21 protein-coding genes and 1 pseudogene are annotated in these 17,271 nt (G+C 37.5%); 6 read left to right on the top strand and 16 right to left on the bottom strand.

The window, feature by feature from the left end; translation table 11 throughout:
- The 3 genes and pseudogenes from C4E06_RS29670 to C4E06_RS19830 all read right to left on the bottom strand — a co-directional run.
- A pseudogene (locus tag C4E06_RS29670) lies at positions 1–262 on the bottom strand (hypothetical protein); the annotation flags it as partial.
- On the bottom strand, positions 211–450 hold the full coding sequence (locus C4E06_RS19835; RefSeq protein WP_107670049.1) for a hypothetical protein: 240 nt from the start codon (positions 448–450) through the stop codon (positions 211–213). The pseudogene C4E06_RS29670 and the gene C4E06_RS19835, both read right to left, overlap by 52 nt.
- Positions 451–749: 299 nt before the next feature.
- On the bottom strand, positions 750–1,562 hold the full coding sequence (locus C4E06_RS19830; RefSeq protein WP_198648849.1) for a lamin tail domain-containing protein: 813 nt from the start codon (positions 1,560–1,562) through the stop codon (positions 750–752).
- A gap of 442 nt (positions 1,563–2,004) precedes the next feature.
- Between C4E06_RS19830 and yvcK the strand changes: the two genes are divergently transcribed.
- Positions 2,005–3,381, top strand: coding sequence for a gluconeogenesis factor YvcK family protein (yvcK, locus tag C4E06_RS19825; protein ID WP_107670047.1), 1,377 nt, complete (start codon positions 2,005–2,007; stop codon positions 3,379–3,381).
- A 3-nt stretch (positions 3,382–3,384) separates the two neighbouring features.
- On the opposite strand, the gene C4E06_RS19820 is transcribed toward yvcK, so the two are convergent.
- Positions 3,385–3,642, bottom strand: a complete 258-nt coding sequence (locus tag C4E06_RS19820; protein WP_107670041.1) for a chlororespiratory reduction protein 7 — start codon at positions 3,640–3,642, stop codon at positions 3,385–3,387.
- A 23-nt stretch (positions 3,643–3,665) separates the two neighbouring features.
- Entirely contained in the window at positions 3,666–4,622 is a 957-nt protein-coding gene (locus C4E06_RS19815) for a hypothetical protein (RefSeq protein WP_107670034.1), read from the bottom strand.
- 364 nt (positions 4,623–4,986) lie between these two features.
- On the opposite strand from C4E06_RS19815, the gene C4E06_RS28210 reads away from it, so the two are divergent.
- The gene (locus tag C4E06_RS28210; protein ID WP_198648848.1) at positions 4,987–5,151 is read left to right on the top strand and encodes a hypothetical protein; all 165 of its coding nucleotides are present in this window, start codon (positions 4,987–4,989) and stop codon (positions 5,149–5,151) included.
- Between the two features lie 73 nt (positions 5,152–5,224).
- On the opposite strand, the gene C4E06_RS19810 is transcribed toward C4E06_RS28210, so the two are convergent.
- The 3 genes from C4E06_RS19810 to rbsK form a co-directional block, all read right to left on the bottom strand.
- Complete coding sequence (locus tag C4E06_RS19810) at positions 5,225–6,283, bottom strand: phosphotransacetylase family protein (RefSeq protein ID WP_107670032.1); 1,059 nt, start codon at positions 6,281–6,283, stop codon at positions 5,225–5,227.
- A 27-nt stretch (positions 6,284–6,310) separates the two neighbouring features.
- Entirely contained in the window at positions 6,311–6,697 is a 387-nt protein-coding gene (ebsA, locus tag C4E06_RS19805; RefSeq protein WP_107670030.1) for a type IV pilus biogenesis protein EbsA, read from the bottom strand.
- 110 nt (positions 6,698–6,807) lie between these two features.
- Positions 6,808–7,725, bottom strand: coding sequence for a ribokinase (rbsK, locus tag C4E06_RS19800; protein ID WP_107670017.1), 918 nt, complete (start codon positions 7,723–7,725; stop codon positions 6,808–6,810).
- A gap of 198 nt (positions 7,726–7,923) precedes the next feature.
- On the opposite strand from rbsK, the gene C4E06_RS19795 reads away from it, so the two are divergent.
- On the top strand, positions 7,924–8,304 hold the full coding sequence (locus C4E06_RS19795) for a hypothetical protein (RefSeq protein WP_107670015.1): 381 nt from the start codon (positions 7,924–7,926) through the stop codon (positions 8,302–8,304).
- 59 nt (positions 8,305–8,363) lie between these two features.
- Here C4E06_RS19795 and C4E06_RS19790 read toward each other — a convergent pair whose 3' ends face one another.
- The 7 genes from C4E06_RS19790 to C4E06_RS19760 form a co-directional block, all read right to left on the bottom strand.
- A complete protein-coding gene (locus C4E06_RS19790; protein WP_107670013.1) occupies positions 8,364–8,816 on the bottom strand; it encodes a dual specificity protein phosphatase family protein in 453 nt (150 codons plus the stop codon).
- A 15-nt stretch (positions 8,817–8,831) separates the two neighbouring features.
- A complete protein-coding gene (gene arsC, locus C4E06_RS19785; protein WP_107670011.1) occupies positions 8,832–9,236 on the bottom strand; it encodes an arsenate reductase, glutathione/glutaredoxin type in 405 nt (134 codons plus the stop codon).
- Complete coding sequence (arsH, locus tag C4E06_RS19780; protein ID WP_107670009.1) at positions 9,233–9,862, bottom strand: arsenical resistance protein ArsH; 630 nt, start codon at positions 9,860–9,862, stop codon at positions 9,233–9,235. Before arsH ends, arsC begins: the two co-directional genes overlap by 4 nt.
- Before the next feature lie 18 nt (positions 9,863–9,880).
- Entirely contained in the window at positions 9,881–11,026 is a 1,146-nt protein-coding gene (gene arsB / locus C4E06_RS19775) for an ACR3 family arsenite efflux transporter (RefSeq protein ID WP_107670007.1), read from the bottom strand.
- Between the two features lie 19 nt (positions 11,027–11,045).
- Positions 11,046–12,068 (bottom strand): PstS family phosphate ABC transporter substrate-binding protein, encoded by a 1,023-nt coding sequence (locus C4E06_RS19770; RefSeq protein WP_107670005.1) that lies wholly within the window; start codon positions 12,066–12,068, stop codon positions 11,046–11,048.
- Positions 12,069–12,345: 277 nt separating this feature from the next.
- Positions 12,346–12,831: a hypothetical protein gene (locus C4E06_RS28925; RefSeq protein ID WP_232826309.1), complete on the bottom strand. Its 486-nt coding sequence runs from the start codon at positions 12,829–12,831 to the stop codon at positions 12,346–12,348.
- Positions 12,782–14,524, bottom strand: coding sequence for an ABC transporter ATP-binding protein (locus C4E06_RS19760; RefSeq protein WP_107670003.1), 1,743 nt, complete (start codon positions 14,522–14,524; stop codon positions 12,782–12,784). The genes C4E06_RS28925 and C4E06_RS19760 overlap by 50 nt, the downstream gene beginning before the upstream one ends.
- Positions 14,525–14,785: 261 nt before the next feature.
- Here C4E06_RS19760 and C4E06_RS19755 point away from each other — a divergent pair, with 261 nt between their 5' ends.
- The 3 genes from C4E06_RS19755 to C4E06_RS19745 all read left to right on the top strand — a co-directional run bounded on the left by C4E06_RS19755 (position 14,786) and on the right by C4E06_RS19745 (position 16,811).
- Positions 14,786–15,532, top strand: coding sequence for a DUF502 domain-containing protein (locus C4E06_RS19755; RefSeq protein WP_107670001.1), 747 nt, complete (start codon positions 14,786–14,788; stop codon positions 15,530–15,532).
- A gap of 104 nt (positions 15,533–15,636) precedes the next feature.
- On the top strand, positions 15,637–16,266 hold the full coding sequence (gene nusB / locus C4E06_RS19750; RefSeq protein WP_107669999.1) for a transcription antitermination factor NusB: 630 nt from the start codon (positions 15,637–15,639) through the stop codon (positions 16,264–16,266).
- Between the two features lie 65 nt (positions 16,267–16,331).
- Positions 16,332–16,811, top strand: coding sequence for a polyketide cyclase / dehydrase and lipid transport (locus C4E06_RS19745; RefSeq protein WP_107669997.1), 480 nt, complete (start codon positions 16,332–16,334; stop codon positions 16,809–16,811).
- Here C4E06_RS19745 and C4E06_RS19740 read toward each other — a convergent pair.
- Positions 16,808–17,230: a hypothetical protein gene (locus tag C4E06_RS19740; RefSeq protein ID WP_198648850.1), complete on the bottom strand. Its 423-nt coding sequence runs from the start codon at positions 17,228–17,230 to the stop codon at positions 16,808–16,810. The genes C4E06_RS19745 and C4E06_RS19740 overlap by 4 nt on opposite strands.
- Positions 17,231–17,271: the final 41 nt, after the last annotated feature.

The following is a 17,271-nucleotide window of genomic DNA, read 5'->3' as shown; positions in this document are numbered from 1 at the left end:
TAGCTTTTAATGGCTCAAGAAAGTTTAGATTTTCTTCAGTCCAGGTTGATCCATGAATTGTACCATTATTATTATTAGCACTTTGATCAGAAGCATCACCATTCAAAGGTAAATAAGCCATTAAGCCATCTTCTTTTCCTGTTAAGCGGTGGTTCATATCTTGTTTAATTTCTGCTTGGCTTCGGGCTTTATTCCAGATCCGAACTTCTGCTATTTTACCTTGATAGGGATAGAATTCATTATTATCTTTATAAGCCCCAATATATAAGTTATGATCGGGATTATAATCAATTTTTGATTATTATGAGTAGCGTTAATCCAAGCAGATATTGTCAAGTTTTTATTGATTTTAAATTCTGGCTTATTCCCTAAGTCAATATAATCATCTTTCCCATCAAAATTCAATATAGATTCTAAATTCTGTTGAGCGAGGGTTTGTACAGCAGTCATGCAAAAAATCTCCTAATATTGTTGATAAGTTTAGAATGTCAAAAAAACAAACTTCACACAGTTTTCAATTGATGAGAATCAGTTAATAATTGTTGAAAAGATATAGACTCTAAACAATCTGTTGTTCTGATTTAATTATGTCATTCCTATTGTCATTATCGCCACTCGAAGAAACACGGAAAAATTATTTCTATGTTAGCTTTTTAAGTAATTTTACAGTTAGTTTATTTAAGAAATAATACAAAAAATCCGCATAATCAAATTTATGCGGAACAATTAACTAAATTTAACTTAACAAATTAGTTATTATCGTAACTAAAACTAGACATTTCATTCCCTTGGGCATCTAATAATTTACCCATATCACCTTTATCGTTCCAAATAGCAGTTTTACTACCGAAACTAAAGCCTCCTGACTCTGGATGAACTTCATTAGTATAAACTCGAATCATTTGACCGGCTGCTAAAGATGTCCCTTCAGGAAAGACAAACATTTGATCTTTTCCTACTGAGGTAACTTTCCAGTTAGATAAATCTGCTGCTGCGTTACCACTATTACGAATTTCGATATATTCATCAGATTGAGTCCGTTTTACCTGACCATGATAAACAATATCTGCAATCTCAACATTGGCAACACCAGGAGTCCCACTCACTTGAACTGAATAAGTCCGATATCCTGAATCAGAAAAAGCCTTAAACTCTGCACCATAAGACCATAAAACAGTGCCATTTAAGTTGCCTAATGCCCAATTACCTTTATGTTTAATTGCACTAACTGACCCTTGACCGGGATAATATAAACCGACACAATCACCAGCTTTAACAGCAATAGAATCTGATAAAGTAAGTTCATTTAATCCTGTTTTTGGGGTTACTTGTTCACTTCTACCGACAATAGACCAATTATTACCATCCTGTCTAAAAATCACAAGTTGTACAGTTAAACTACGATCTGCCCAAATTTTCCAAGAATGAATATTTCCATCTGCATTAATAGCATTATTGGTATCAACTAAGTAAAAATTGCTGGCACTATCAGTAAATTGGCGATGAATAACATCATTTCCACCCATTAGCACCTGTTGTTCTATGGTCGTTGCAATAGCCATTTTTGAGCTCTCCTAGTTTTTCAATGAATTACTAAACAGTTTCATCTTATCATTGATAAGAATCAGTCAAGTATTTTTGGTGCTTGATAGATTGTAAATAATCTTGTTCGTTCTGATGTAATTATGTCATTGCTATTGTTATTATCGCTATTAGAAAAACCACGTAAAATTAATTCTGATTGAAGATTATTCAGTAATTTTCAATAATTTTTCTTTAAGAAATGTCACAAATATTAGTAGTTTCTAGAAAAATTTTCCCTAGATTTTATTCTCTAGAATCGTTAACTTAATTTAATTTAAAACTAAGCCACTAGCCAACTCCGCGCCGCCGAGATCAGATTAGTTAGGCTGATTTCAGCACGAAAGGCAACTTTTATGTTAATGTTTCGATAAATCCTTATATTAAACTTCATCTATATTAATCATCTGGTGATCATGACTTATGCCCATCAGTCCTTTACAAAAAGCGATACGCAAACTCTCCCCCAAACAACGAAAATGGTCAATGATGGGCCAGGGAACCCCCAAACGGGTTAACCGTTGGTTCAAATGGCTATCCCCTGGACTATTTGTTAAACGTTGGTTACTTATTAGTGCCACGGGTTTACTCTTATCGGTGTTAGGGTTGGCCATTTGGGTCAAACTCACCCCCGTTGATCGTCTCTTGGAGCTAATCTCTCAACTCCTCGAAATGATTACCACTTACGTTCCTAGCTATATTTCTGGGCCTGTGGCCTTATTACTGGGTTTATTCTTATTATTATGGGGACAAAGTCGGACAGTGGGCTCGATTACCGAAGCGTTTCCCGATAGTGATCAGGAATTAGTTGATCGCCTCTTAACCCATCGTCGTTTACATCGGGGACCAAAAATTGTCGCTATTGGGGGAGGAACGGGACTATCGACCCTGTTAAGAGGATTAAAGCAGTATAGTGCCAATATAACCGCCATTGTTACCGTAGCTGATGATGGGGGATCATCGGGACGACTCAGAGAAGAAATCGGTGTTTTGCCCCCTGGGGATATTCGTAACTGTATGGCTGCTTTAGCGGATGAAGAAAAGTTACTAACAGAATTGTTTCAATATCGTTTCCAAGCAGGAGAAGGTTTAAACGGCCATAGTTTTGGGAACCTATTTTTAACAGCGATGACAGCCATTACCGGACGGGATTTTGAAAAGGCGATCGCAGCGAGTTCAAAAGTGTTAGCCATTCGGGGTAAAGTCTTACCGGCAACCCTCAGTGATGTGCGGTTATGGGCTAGATTAGATGATGGTCGCTTGGTAGAAGGAGAATCTCATATTACTGAAGCAGGGGGAAAAATTGCTGAAATTGGCTGTTTTCCTGAACATCCCCCGGCCTTACCTGCTGCCATTAAAGCGATCGCTGAAGCTGATTATATTATCATGGGTCCTGGTAGTCTTTACACCAGTGTTATCCCCAACCTTTTGGTTCCGGACATCAGAAAAGCTTTAGCTAAGGTAAAAGTGCCTCGTATCTATGTTTGCAACATTATGACTCAACCAGGGGAAACCGATGGTTATACCGTTGCTGATCATATTAAAGCCATTGATCGGGTTTGTGATCGACGTATTTTTGATGCTATTTTAGTTCAACGGACTTCCCCCTCTGCCACAGCGTTAAAACATTATGCTAAAGAACAATCTCATCCTGTGTTTTTAGACCGAGAAGATGTCAAAAACTTAGGATGTCGTATTATCTTAGCGAATATTATGGATGAAAATCCCATGACAGCTAAAGTCACTCACCATCCTCAACGGTTAGCGAGAGTTTTGTTACGTTGGTATAGCAAAAATTAAAGTTTATTTTTCTAGGCGAATGACGTACCATTGCAGATAATCATCACTTCCCATATCGAGATCGCAAAAATTCTCCATTAAATATTGTGCTTGCTCGTCTATGGTGGTCAATTTTTCTAATTCTTTGGGTAAATCATCTTGACGAGTGGATAAAATGGCTTTGAGCTTTTCTAATAACTCTTGGGGAGTTAATATTTGTTCAGGTTGGTCAGTTTCGAGGACGACAAAACCATCCTCTTGATACATAATAGAATCTGGCATCGTTTTTGTAATAAAGTTAGAAGTTAACGGTTTCTTTTTAGGATAATAATGTTATTGCCGACCACTGGACTACGAGCAATGAGATTTCTTTGAGAGTCTAACATTTCTAATTTACGAAAGTCGAGGCTTTGAGTCTTTTCTAAGATCGTATCTGCTAGGTTATCTTGTTCTTTTGTTGATAAATCATACCATTTATCCCCTAGGGTGACTGTCAGACGACTGCCGAGAAAGTTGGCTTCTATTTTACCAATTAAATCCTCAGGATATTGATTAGTTAAGGCGGTGACTTCTTTTTGAATGGCAGCGATTAAGCTTTGTTCTGGGGTTAATTTGGTTTGAGAAGAGGGGACATTTTGAAGGGGTTCGGGTAAGGAGGGTTCTTCTAATTCTGCGGGGGTTTCTACCACTTGGGGTTGGGGGGTTTGGGGGGAACGGTTGAAAATTTCTAGGGTGGGTAAGGAGGGTTTCAAGAGGAAAAATGAGGCAGATAAGGCCACAATTAAAACTAATCCGATTACTCCTGCTATTTTTCCGCCGGATAACTTGTTGAAAAAGGATGGAGGTGAGGATAATTCTTCGGTTTCAGGGGTTTCCTCAACTTTAATCTCTTCGCTGACTTCTTCACTTTCTGCCGTTTTGCTGACTTCCTTTGGGGTCAAATCATCTCCCCAGTCTTCTGCCTCGTCTATGGTTTCATTGTCTTCTGTTTCAGCATCTTCTTTTTCAGGGGAGGTAGCTATCTGGCCTTGAGTTTCTAGAGAATTAGCCAGGCTTTCTGTGCTATTAATGAGTGTGTTTAAAGTGTCTTTGTTGGGTAAATTATTGATGTTTTCTTCGTTGACTTGCTGAACAATTAAGTCTAGTTTGCTAATGGTTGTTTTTAGTAGTGTAATGAATTCTTCCTGGGAAATTTCCTGGTTCAAATCGTCAGAAAGTTGAGAAGGATTTGAGGATACGGGAGAAGGTTGGTCGCTGGACATCAGTTAACTTCCTCATAAAGCAATGAATCTTAAACTTTGGCAGACTGTCTGGTTAAACTTGGTCAATCATTAATAATTTTTAGGGCAAAAAAGTTAAGAATAACTTTAAAATTTTTTGGTTTTAAGCACTAGACAATCTATGAATTTTATGTTAGAGAAAACCTCAGCATAAAAAAGGTGAAGCAATAGACCTAGATCCAATTTATCACTTCTGTTTACAAATTTGATCTCATTTAAAATAAAATGCTAGAATAAAGGGTGAAAACACAAATTGAAGATTTCCGAGTTAAGGAGGAAGTTAAAGGCAACTTTTCTCCCTCTTCTTCGTCTCAAGGGTTTTCATTATTTAAGAGAGGAACACATTTTGGCTAAACGTCGTAATTTAAAGAAAGAAAAAGCAGAACGGAATCAGGCTTATGCCCGTCAATTTCGTCAAAAAAGTTCTCGTTCTTTTTCCCGTGGTAGATCCTATTCTAACAATAGCAAAGATCAAGAGGATAACAATGATGATGACAATAATAAGAGCTAATGTTTAAACGCTTTAATACAAAGGAACAGGGAATTGTAAGATTCTCCTGTCCTGCTGGAGTCGAATTGAGGGGTTAAAGGCTTAATTGTTGAACTAAGCGATCAACATCAAAGTTTTTAACCATTAATTCCTGAATACAACTAACTTTGATTTTTTCTTGCAATCGGACTTTACCAAACGCTTGATCGACAATTTCAACGGTACTTAAGGTATCGAGATCAACAGCAAGAATAGGCACTTCTAAATCTTCAGCCCGACTAATGATCAAGGGTTGAGGGTTCATGTGTCCGGTGAGAATCAGGCAACTGGTGGAGGTTTCTAGGGCTGCTAATTGGAGATCGGTGCGATCACCGCCGGTAACAACGGCCTTATTTTGTCCTTGGCGGAAATATTCTAAGGCTGAGTTGACATTCATGGCCCCAATGGTCAGACTTTCTACCATTAAGTCTAAGCGATCGCCCCGACATAATACTTGAGCCTTTAACTGATGAGCAATTTCGCGGACACTGACACTCCGCAGTAAACGACTAGCTGGTAATAGGCCCAATACCGGCACCCCATGACTTTCGAGATAAGGTTTAATCAGGGTTTGCGCTGTCTCTAATTCTTCACTAGGGATATCGTTGATCACCATACCGGCTAAGCGGTCGCCTAAGGCTAATTTGACAGTGACTAAACTATCTACCACCAACAGAGAATGATAACGGGCGACTAACAACACAGAGGCATCTAGCGTGTTGGCCATGTCAACAATGGATAACCCAAAGAGACTCCCTTCCCAGAGGGTTCCGGCTCCTTCTAAAATGACAATATTAGCTTCAATGTTAGCCAGACTATCTTTTAGGGATTGTCCGTAGTCTGTGGTATCCTCTTGTTTAAGACGTTTTTCTACCGTTGTCCGTTGTAAAAACATAAGGGGCGAAGCGATTTGAGCTTCTTTCAAGCCTAGGGCATCAGCAACGAACTCGACATCCGCTTCTTGTTGATCTTGGAAACAAGTGCCGATGGGTTTACTATAGGCGATGGAAAAGCCTTTATCTTGAAACTGATGGGCGAGTCCGAGAATCGTTCCTGACTTGCCAGTATAAGCTTCAATTGAGGCTACAATTAAGTATTTGGTTGACTGTGCCACCCTGTTACTCCTTTATTTTCTATCTGTCTAGGAGGCAGATTCTTCACAGTGTAGCAACTTGCGATAGAATCCTTGAGGAAAATCGATTATTTTTCCTTCTTGATAAATTTTAAGCACTGAGATGAGATAGTCAATAAACTCCGCATTAAGAATCGTAATTTCATAGCTCAATTCTGCTTGGCCATCAAACTGCATTCGACAACGAGTAATTTCTGAGGGCAGTTTAGAAACAAACCAAGAAGCCACAAAGGGGATGCCTTTTGCTCCTTCAATGCGCCGTGTGCCTTCTAGATGTCCTTGGGCATATAAAGAAATAGCATAGGGAAGAATTTTATGCTTATCTTTATGATAGTAAGGCTGATAAATCATTATCTGGCCTTTAGGGGCAGGTTGGATATCTTCGATGCTAGTCATAAAGTCAATAAACCTTTAAGGGTGCGATTGGGTGATGAGTCAACTTCCTGCTATCCTCTATTATAGGCAAGGGTGTCCTCGTCCTTTGGTTCAGACTAACTAAATTAACATTAATTATTAATTATTAATTGTTCAACGGTTTCTAAATCAGGTAAAGCGGTTTGTGCGCCTTCTTGGGTGGTGGTTAATGCTCCCACGACTGATCCCCATTTTAAGGCCTCTTTAAGAGATAAACCCCGATCTAAAGCAGCAGCAACTCCCCCATTAAAACCGTCTCCTGCGCCCACTGTATCAATGGCTTTGACGACGGTAGGAGAGACAAATCCTTCTTCGTTTTCTGTGGCATAAAAGGCTCCTTTTTGCCCTAGTTTAATAATGACAATTTTGACTCCTTTTTGCAATAATTCCTCAGCTGCTTTTTTAATGGTTTCTGTATCAGACACAGGAAAACCGACTAATTTCGCCGCTTCGGTTTGATTGGGGGTAATAATATCAATAAGTGGATATAAACTATCAGGAATTTTTTCAGGGGCTGGTGCTGGATCTAACATTACTGTGATCCCTAATTTTTTGGCTTCTATAGCTGCTATTTCTACTGCTTTTAGGGGGATTTCTAATTGTAATAATAACAAACTGGCTTTCAAGAGAATTTTCTCTAAACGAATAACATCAGACTCATTAATATTACCATTAGCCCCAGGAATAACAATAATAGTATTTTCTCCTGATGTTTCTACCGTAATCATCGCTACCCCTGACGAGGTATTTTTGTCTATAAAAACCCCTTGTGTATTAATATCAAATGTTTCTAATCTTTTTAATAAATCTCTACCTAAACTATCACCCCCAACCCGTCCCACAAAGTAAGTGCAACGACCTAATTTTGCCGTGGCAACCGCTTGGTTTGCACCTTTCCCTCCTGGTAATGTGATAAAGTGAGTGCCTGTAATTGTTTCCCCAGGTTGAGGAAACCGAGGGGTTTGGGCAATCATATCCATATTAATGCTACCGAAAACTACAATACTCATACAGCCATTCTCTCCAGATGAAGCACTAACTAATATTTTAATGATATAATATTAAAAGTCCGAGGTTTAAAAAATGAAGTGAATCAAATAATACAAAAGATAGTCTCTGTTATTCAAGTTATTGCTTATTATTTACTTTTTCTTTTAGTTTTTATTTGGACATTAATAGCTTTACCTTTTTAATTAATATACCTGGTATTGACCGACAAAGAAGAATCTAATTTAAATCAAAATAATGATAATAGTTTATATACAGATGATTATTGGATCTATAATTTTAAAAAAGCAATAATTGCTATTGAATTTTATAAAATAAAAAATAATAATTATCCAAGTGATATAAATGGAAAAGATTTTAAAGCTTTCCTTGAAAAATGGGGATTTTTGTATGACGAAGATAATTGTTTATTAGAATTTCTAGAATATAATTTGATTTATTTACCACAAGAAAGTGGATATGAACTAAGCTTAAATCGAGAAGATAACGAGATAGAATTAGAATTACCAACAACTTTTTGGAAAGGATTAGGTATTGTCAAAACTAATGTCAAAGGTTTCATTTCTATATCTGAAAATTAAAAACGCTGTTATACCCTTTATTGATAAGTTCAAAATCTTTCGGAAAAATATTGCCATTTTTATTTATTTAAAAGCATCGGTAAATTTGATAAAAAGTTGATTTGAGCTTCTCTGAGTTCAGCCGTTGGACGAACTTTTTGAATGAGATGAAGGGCAATTTCAGGGTCTTCTCCTTTAGCAATTAAATAGGAAGCTAAAAGAGTTCCAGTTCTGCGATTGCCACTGGTACAATGCACAACAACCGATTGATTTTTTTTGAGTAAAGAATCCACAAATTTTACAAATTCAAGGACTTGTTCAACAGTAGGAGCTTTTCCTCCTGTTATCGGCAACCACAAAGCTGAAAATCCAGCTTCTTGATATTCCTTAATACCAGAAGGTTCATCCATAACTGAAACAATTCCTCTGATTTGAGCCTGATAAAGTTGAGGTAAATCTGCAAGGGGAGGACGGGGCATTCCTGCTAATTTTTCAGGAATTACCCACCAGAGATAATCAGGATAACACTGCATAGTTTGCCTTATTTATTAACTCAGTTTACTCAGTTTACTAATTAAAGACTCTACCCTTGCTTTGATTTCATCTCGTACCCGATGAAAGGTTTCGATGGGTTTGCCGTCAGGATCTTCTAATTCCCAATCTTCAAAAATATCCCGTAAAACCCATTCCTGGGGTAAGTTAACCCCACATCCACAAAGAGAGATAACAGCATCATAGTCTTCGGCTTTAAAATCACTTAAAGGATCAGAGGTTTGTTCCGTAATATTAATGCCAATTTCTTCCATAACTTTAATGGCAGTTGGATGAACTCGACTAGCTTCTAATCCTGAACTGGTTACTTCAATTTGCCCTTGTCCTAATGTTTTAGCAAAGCCTTCTGCCATTTGGGAACGACAGGAATTTCGCTTACAAACAAACATAACTTTCTTCATGGGTTTTCCTCTAATTTCAATTGTTTTTCTTTCCGTTCGCTATGACGATCAGTTAAATAGTCCACCTGATCTCGTAACAATAAAGTAAACTTATAAAGTTCCTCCATGACATCTACAACTCGGTCACGATAAGCTGAATCTTTCATGGTTCCATCTTCATGAAATTCTTGATAAGCTTTAGCCACTGATGATTGATTAGGAATAGTAAACATTCGCATCCATCGCCCTAAAATTCGTAGGGTATTCACTGCATTAAAAGACTGAGACCCCCCACTGACTTGCATCACGGCTAAAGTTTTCCCCTGAGTGGGCCGGACAGACCCAATATTCAAAGGTATCCAGTCAATTTGATTCTTTAAAATTCCGGTCACGTTGCCGTGCATTTCTGGCGATGACCAAACTTGTCCTTCTGACCATTGACTGAGTTGACGTAATTCTTGAACTTTAGGATGAGACTCGTCTACTTGTCCTCTTAAGGGTAAATCGTGGGGATGAAAAAATTTGACTTCGGCTCCCATTTGTTCAATAATTCGGGCTGCTTCTTCAGCCAACAAACGACTATAGGAACGCTCTCTTAATGACCCGTAGAGAAATAAAATACGAGGTGGATGATCAAAATTGGTCATAATTTTTTGAATGAATTCCTAATGTAAAGAATCGATACACCGAGGATCTAATAAGGTTGCTTTTTCGGGATCTCTAGGAAACCACGATGCTGTTTTTTTACAGAATTCTACTAACATTAACATCACAGGAACTTCGATTAAAACCCCCACAACAGTTGCTAAGGCCGCCCCAGAATTTAAACCGAATAACATCACGGCTGTTGCAATAGCAACCTCAAAATGATTACTAGCTCCAATTAAAGCAGCAGGTGCTGCATCTTCGTAGGTTAAATTTAACTTTAATCCAGCCACATAGGTGATTAAAAAGATAAAGTTAGTTTGAATAAATAGAGGAACAGCAATTAACAGAATATGGAGAGGATTATTAACAATTAATTCTCCTTTGAAAGCAAACAATAACACCAAGGTTAACAACAAAGCAATAATAGCAATGGGACTGAGATAGTGTAAAAATTTACGTTCAAACCACTGTCTTCCTTTATGTTTAAAAATCCAATAACGGCTATAAATTCCTGCTATTAAAGGTAGCCCCACATAAATTAATACTGAAAAAACAATAGTTTGCCAAGGCACTACTAAATTATTAGCAGAAAGTAGCCATTTTCCTAATGGGGCATAGAGAAATAACATGGCTAATGAATTAACCGCAACCATGACCAAAGTATGTCCTTGATTACTATAGGAAAGATAGCCCCACATCAGTACCATAGCTGTGCAAGGGGCAATTCCTAATAAAATACATCCAGCAATATAGGAATTGGCTAAGGTTACTTCTGTCCCACGAATCATCTCAGTCGAATTTAATAAGGGAAGAAATAACCATCCTAAGAAAAATTGAGCAAATGCTACCATTGTAAACGGTTTAATTAACCAATTAACCACTAAGGTTAAAATGACAGGCTTAGGAGCTTTTGCGGCTTGAACTGCCTGAGAAAAATCTATTTTTACCATGATGGGATACATCATGAAAAATAAGCAAATAGCAATGGGAATAGAAACGTTATAAAGACTCATTGAATCTAGAGTTTCTGCTATCCCAGGAAAGTTTCGTCCTAAAAGAATTCCTACCAAAATACACAGAGCTACCCAGAGGGTAAGATAGGATTCAAAAAAGCTAAGGCTACCTCCTGCTTTAACGGCTTTGGGATTAATTCGATTAGTCATCTTAGTCATTAGTTAGTCCTTAAAATTGTGCTTGTTTTCTGAGTAAATCGGGAATGGTTAATTCTAATTCACTTTTTCCGTCAAAAACAGTTCCGGCTTCTCCTTTATGAAAAGTAACTTTATCTAAGTCATAAGCTTCTATGGGCAAGGGAATATAACCTACTTTTTCAACTAAAGTTGGGGCTTGTGCTAGATAAAAATCGATAAACTCTCGTAAGCTAGGATTGTTCTGAGCCGAAGCTAAGTTAACATAGATGAACAAGGGTCTAGCTAAGGGTTGATATTGAGAATCTTTGACTGATTCGCTCGAAGGTAAAACGGCTCCTTTGCCACTATCGATAGCAATAGCTTTCAAGTCGGTCGGATTGGCTTCATAATAAGCTAATCCAAAATAGCCTAAAGCATTAGGGTCTTGTTTTACCCCTTGTACTAAGATTTCATCATTTTCACTTCTGACATAATCTGTCCGGCTAGAATCCTCTGTTCCGATAATTGCTTCGGTAAAATAATCATAGGTTCCAGAATCAGTTCCCGGTCCATAAAGCGTCAGAGGTTGGTCTGGAAATTCTGGTCTGACTTGATTCCATCGGGTAATGGTCTTTTCTGCTTCTGGTTGCCAGATTTTCTTTAATTCTTCGGTGGTTAGACTCTCTACCCAGGTATTTTGAGGATTCACCACAATGGTTAAGGCATCAAAAGCGATAGGGAGTTCTATATAACGGACGTTGTTACGATTGCACAAAGCCATCTCGTCTTTCAAGATGGGGCGGGACGCATTACTAACATCGGTTTTCCCTTCACAAAATTTCCGAAATCCTCCCCCTGTTCCCGAAAAGTCAACCGTTACCTCAACAGGATTTTCGGCTGTCTGTTGATAAGACTCAATTACCGCTTTTGTAATTGGGTAAACGGTACTTGACCCATCAATTGTAATTGATTTTGATAGTTCAGGAGAAGCACAAGAGACGATTCCGACACTAACTCCTAAACTGAGAAGCAAGGATGAAATTCGTCTTAAGGGGCTTGACACGGTACTATTCATTTTTCCCCTCCCAATGGTTTGTTCGCTCTTTTGAGACGGTGATTTTTACATATCAAATTTTTTTGATATATCAACTATACATCAATTTTTTTTGATATATCAAGTGAACTATGTGAAGAAAAGTTAAATTTTTGATTAAGCTGATATCTTGAACCAATATAAAAAACTAACTAAAAAACAAAGAATATCAATTCTTAAATAGTTACAGTCAAAAGAAACCTCTATTCCCTATTTTCTACTATTAATAGCCATGTTACACTCCTAAATCGAGAAAAGTCTAATCTTCAGAATATAGTTTAGAACCTTGGGGACGGAATTGATCTATTAATTGTTTAAAATTCTCAAATTCTTCTTGTCTTTGACAAGCTTCTTGATCATCAATTTGTAAAGTTTTTTGATGTCTTTCTTTTAATTTTTTCAAAGCTTTTTGATTTCTTTTTATTTGTTCTTCTCTATCCCAGTCAGGATAATCTTTAAGTTTTTCTTGAATAGTTACAATTCTCTGATCATATTTAGATTCTAAACTATCTGATAAAACTTGTTTATAAGTTGTCGATAAATCTTCATCAATAGAACAAGATCCAATTAATTTATTTTCCATAAATTTATCATAAAGTGTTTCTTCTTGTTTTTCTTGTTTATTTTCAGCAATTACTTTTTGAGTAGCAATAACTTGATTAGCGTGATGTCGCTTATTCTTTTTAAAATTTAACTTAAAATGCTTCTGTTCCTTTGGCATATTGTTGCTTATAAAACTTAGCATAACGACCTTGTTTTGCTAATAGTTCATCATGGGTTCCTGACTCAACCACTTGACCTTTTTCTAAGACTAAAATACAGTCAGCACTGCGTACGGTACTCAAACGGTGAGCAATAACGAAAACGGTGCGATTTTCCATTACTCTTTCTAATGCTTCTTGTACCAAGGTTTCTGATTCAGAATCAAGGGCCGATGTGGCTTCATCTAATATCATAATACGAGGATTTAATAAGACGGCTCTAGCGATCGCAATTCTTTGTTTTTGGCCCCCTGAGAGGTTAACACCCCTTTCTCCTACCCAAGTTTGATAACCTTGAGAAAATTGAGTAATAAATGAATGAGCATTGGCAATTTTTGCTGCTTTTTCGATTGCTTGATAATCTAATTTTTCTTGGCCATAGGCAATATTTTGGGCAATAGTTCCTGAAAATAAAGTGGTTTCTTGGGGAACGATTCCTATTTGTCGGCGCAAACTTTTTAAGCTAACATTTTTAATATCAAACCCATCAATTAAAATTTGTCCATCTTGGGGATCATAGAAACGAGGGAGTAAATTAACTAAGGTTGTTTTTCCTGCGCCGGATGATCCCACTAAAGCAATAATTTGTCCGGGTTTTGCGAGTAAACTAAGATGTTTTAAAACAGGTTTACCCGATTTATAAGCGAAACTAACGTCACAATATTCTACTTTTCCTGTCACTTCTGGCAAGGTTAAACTATTATCTTTTTCGATAACGGTGGGTTTTTCATCCATTAATTCAAAGATGCGGTCTACGGATGCTTCTGCTTGTTTAAATTCATTATAATTGCTGGTCATTAAATCAATAGGATGAAGCAATAAAGCAACGGCAGCTAGATAACTAACGAATTCTTGTGATTGTAAATTACCTTGAGAAATTTGCCAGCCTCCAATAAAAAATAGAGACATAATACTAACGGCTTCTAAAAATCCCACTACAGGATATTGTGTTGCTTTTAATTTTTCTGCTTTATATCTTGCTTGACGATTATATTTAGCTTCTTGGGCAAAGCGTTTCACTTCATAATCCTGGGCGGCGAATCCTTGAACTACTCGAATACCACTAAATATCTCTGTTAATAAAGAAGAAATGTTAGAGATTTGATTTTGACTGCGACGAGAAAGGATTAATAATCTTTCTCCAAACATACTGACTAAAGTTGCCATCAGAGGCGCAAGAATTAAACTAGCAATGGTTAACTGCCAGTTCAAATAAAACATATAAGCAGGAATCACAATTAACTGTAGGACATTGGAGACGAATTGATGGGATAACTTATCAACAATTTCTCCAACTTTGTCAATATCTTCCGTTAAACGATAGGTTAAATCTCCTGTTTTTGCTGTTTCAAAATAATCTAATCCTAATTGATGTAAATGGGCATAAACTTTTTTACGGACATTTAACACCATTTCCAAAGAAGCATCAATCATAAATATGTTTTGTCCGTATTGAAAGATGCCCCGAATTAAAAAGGCTAATGTGCCTAAGCCTAACCAATAGGCGACTTGTTGAAGATTACCTTGCCCGATGTATAAAGACACTCGTCCGGCTAAATAAGGTAATGCCAATGTAACTGAAACAAAGCCTAAAATACACAAAAATCCTTTAACTAATGACGGCCATTCTGTTAGCAAATAAGGAAATAATCGCCACCAATTTGATCGTTTTTTCATTAGGATTACGAATTTAACAAAAGCAAAACGGTATTATAACACAAAATGAATTTTTTAGAGATAATTAAAGACTAAATAACCTAGATTATGGATAACCAATTTTCTCCTGTTTGAGAAGTTTCAAACCCTAACTCCGAACTCTAAACACACCTCATGTTATGGATAGAGTAGGTTTCTGTTAGAATTATTACCAGATCACATATCTAGTCAAATTATTGCCATTGTGATCATTAGTTTTATTGAGTGGAGAGTTGGTACTCTGTGCTGCAACGTTTCAAACAAGATTTAAAAAATGATTTAATTGCTGGCCTGTTAGTGGTTATCCCCTTGGCAACAACTATCTGGCTAACCATTACTATTGCCAGTTGGGTCATTAATCTTTTAACTCAAATTCCGAAACAACTCAACCCTTTTGATGGCCTTGACCCAATTTTAAGCTATTGTCTTAATCTGACGGTTGGTTTAGCCGTGCCTTTACTGTTTATTTTAATTATTGGTTTAATGGCTCGTAATATTGCCGGCCGATGGTTGTTAGATGTAGGGGAACGCATTTTACAATCGATTCCTTTAGCCGGGGCTGTTTATAAGACCTTACAACAAATATTAGAAACCCTTTTCAAAGACTCTAAAAGTAAGTTTCGCCGGGTGGTGATGGTGGAATATCCCCGTACGGGTGTCTGGAGTTTAGGGTTTGTCACAGGAACGTTAAGCCCTTCTTTACAAACTCATCTCGATAAACCCATGTTGAGTGTATTTATTCCCACCACTCCTAACCCAACCTCTGGATGGTACGCTATGATTGCTGCTGATGATGTCATTAATTTACCTATTTCTATTGAAGATGCCTTCAAAGTCTTAATTTCTGGGGGAATTGTCAGCCCGAATGTTCCCAACCCTGTTCCTCAATTCTCTCAATCTAAGAATAAGACTCAAATTAATCTTGAGCCAACGGTTAAACAACCCCAAACCCATCCTATCGTCGTTGAAGAAGATACCCCTAACTCATAGAGTGAAAACAAAATTATACTTTAGGGGAAGTGTTAGATTGAGGTGTAGGGTATAAAGAATAAACTCTCGTTTCAAATCTAGCTATTGTAGAGATTTAACCGCTTATGCCGTCTCGTCAGCAACCCCGTCGTATCGCTCGTGAACTCGCTTTATTAAGTCTGAGTCAAATTAAAGGAAAAGCCGAACAACTGGACAAAGTTGAACTGAGCGACCTCACTTTAGCCGCCATCAGGGCTTTAACTAGCGAGGTACAAGATACCCTAGAAACCGCTTCATCTGAGGTTAAAAGGGGTCATAATCAACTGTTCGAGTATGAAACCAAGGCAACCACTTTAGAGAGTGCTAAAACCATGATTAAAGAGGCTCTAACCTTAACACAAGAAGCCATTAATCGTTTAGCCAACGCAGTGGAATTTCCTGAAATTATTCAATTAGCGAGTCAATACGAAGTGAGAGGATATGCCATTGAGTTAATTGGCACCATTAACCGACGCAGACAAGAGATTGACGAACAATTAGAAGCCGTCTTAAAAGATTGGCAGTTAAGGCGTTTAGCTAAAATTGATCAAGATATTTTACGTTTGGCCGTAGCAGAAATCTTGTTTCTGAATGTGCCTGAAAAAGTGGCCATTAATGAAGCGGTAGAACTGGCAAAACGTTATTCTGATGATGATGGTTATCGTTTTATTAATGGGGTTTTGAGACGATTTACTGACCATATTAAAAAGAATTAACAGTATGATCAACACTCAACCGATACAATAATAAACTTGCCAGACCATTGTTGAGGGGGGCAGATGTGATTCTCAATTTCTCTTTAAAATTAATGTTTGCCAAAGGGAAACTGTTCTGTCGCTTTTCTTTGTATAAGCGTTATCGTGTGATGAGTACCGCCCCACTGGATGTGTTATGGTACAAATTAATTAATGTGGCTGATGTTTCTTGGCATCCTCTGTTCTCCAAAACTAATGTTCCCCTGGGATTGATGGCTAAACCAGGGTTAATCTATAAGGCAGTGACTCGTTTAACCCCTATTCCTGTGCGTTTATTTGTGGAAAATGTTCGTCCGGGGGAGTTATTGAGTTTAAGAGTCTTAACCATTCCAGGAATGGAACAAAAAATTACCTATCAAGTCGAATCAACCCTCTGCGGTACTTATATTTCCTATTCTGTCACCCTCAAAGGATGGTTATCTCCTTTGATTTGGTGGTTAATTAAGCCCTATTCTGCCCGTGTTGCCACCGAATTAGCCCAAGCAGCCGAACAACGATTGGCTTAGTTATCATCTTCTTTACTTTGTAATCGTTGTCTAAGACGATTGAGATGGGTGCTACTGTTAGCAGGAATCTTCGGAGACGGTAATTCGTTGTTTGGCCAATCCGATAGGTCAAAACAAGTACAAGCAGGAGAAGCTACCCCCCCAACTGTCATGGGTATGGGTAAGTCACAGCGAGGACAATCAATAATTTCCCACGCCGGACTTAATAACTGTTGTATGGTTTGTTCTGTGCCTTCTAAATAGCAATCAGCATCAGTATGTAGGATTTTTTGCCAACATTGTTCAAATTCCGTTGAATAATCATGTCCTCTAAAAATGACCTGAGGACGAATTTTTTCCTGTTGTTTCGGACAAATGACACATTTACCTAACTGGAACCAATGGGCAAGATATTGTCTGACTTGTTCAGTTGAAGCCATACTCATAGATTTCACCGAGATTATCTAACTGATATCATGGT

Origin of the sequence: Cyanothece sp. BG0011 (genome assembly GCF_003013815.1) — a bacterium.
Taxonomy (GTDB): Bacteria; Cyanobacteriota; Cyanobacteriia; order Cyanobacteriales; family Microcystaceae; genus Crocosphaera.
The sequence above is the reverse complement of the archived record's forward strand: the minus strand, read 5'-3'. Positions and strand labels throughout refer to the sequence as shown.

What these genes read in the sequence shown, in the direction of transcription:
- C4E06_RS19740 (WP_198648850.1), bottom strand. Translation starts at nt 17,230, where the DNA reads ATGGCTTCAACTGAACAAGTCAGACAATATCTTGCCCATTGGTTCCAG.
- yvcK (WP_107670047.1), top strand. Translation starts at nt 2,005, where the DNA reads ATGCCCATCAGTCCTTTACAAAAAGCGATACGCAAACTCTCCCCCAAA.
- ebsA (WP_107670030.1), bottom strand. Translation starts at nt 6,697, where the DNA reads ATGACTAGCATCGAAGATATCCAACCTGCCCCTAAAGGCCAGATAATG.
- C4E06_RS19815 (WP_107670034.1), bottom strand. Translation starts at nt 4,622, where the DNA reads ATGTCCAGCGACCAACCTTCTCCCGTATCCTCAAATCCTTCTCAACTT.
- arsH (WP_107670009.1), bottom strand. Translation starts at nt 9,862, where the DNA reads ATGACCAATTTTGATCATCCACCTCGTATTTTATTTCTCTACGGGTCA.
- C4E06_RS19830 (WP_198648849.1), bottom strand. Translation starts at nt 1,562, where the DNA reads ATGGCTATTGCAACGACCATAGAACAACAGGTGCTAATGGGTGGAAAT.
- C4E06_RS19835 (WP_107670049.1), bottom strand. Translation starts at nt 450, where the DNA reads ATGACTGCTGTACAAACCCTCGCTCAACAGAATTTAGAATCTATATTG.
- C4E06_RS19760 (WP_107670003.1), bottom strand. Translation starts at nt 14,524, where the DNA reads ATGAAAAAACGATCAAATTGGTGGCGATTATTTCCTTATTTGCTAACA.
- C4E06_RS19770 (WP_107670005.1), bottom strand. Translation starts at nt 12,068, where the DNA reads ATGAATAGTACCGTGTCAAGCCCCTTAAGACGAATTTCATCCTTGCTT.
- C4E06_RS28925 (WP_232826309.1), bottom strand. Translation starts at nt 12,831, where the DNA reads ATGCTAAGTTTTATAAGCAACAATATGCCAAAGGAACAGAAGCATTTT.
- C4E06_RS19790 (WP_107670013.1), bottom strand. Translation starts at nt 8,816, where the DNA reads ATGCAGTGTTATCCTGATTATCTCTGGTGGGTAATTCCTGAAAAATTA.
- nusB (WP_107669999.1), top strand. Translation starts at nt 15,637, where the DNA reads ATGCCGTCTCGTCAGCAACCCCGTCGTATCGCTCGTGAACTCGCTTTA.
- C4E06_RS19820 (WP_107670041.1), bottom strand. Translation starts at nt 3,642, where the DNA reads ATGCCAGATTCTATTATGTATCAAGAGGATGGTTTTGTCGTCCTCGAA.
- arsC (WP_107670011.1), bottom strand. Translation starts at nt 9,236, where the DNA reads ATGAAGAAAGTTATGTTTGTTTGTAAGCGAAATTCCTGTCGTTCCCAA.
- rbsK (WP_107670017.1), bottom strand. Translation starts at nt 7,725, where the DNA reads ATGAGTATTGTAGTTTTCGGTAGCATTAATATGGATATGATTGCCCAA.
- arsB (WP_107670007.1), bottom strand. Translation starts at nt 11,026, where the DNA reads ATGACTAATCGAATTAATCCCAAAGCCGTTAAAGCAGGAGGTAGCCTT.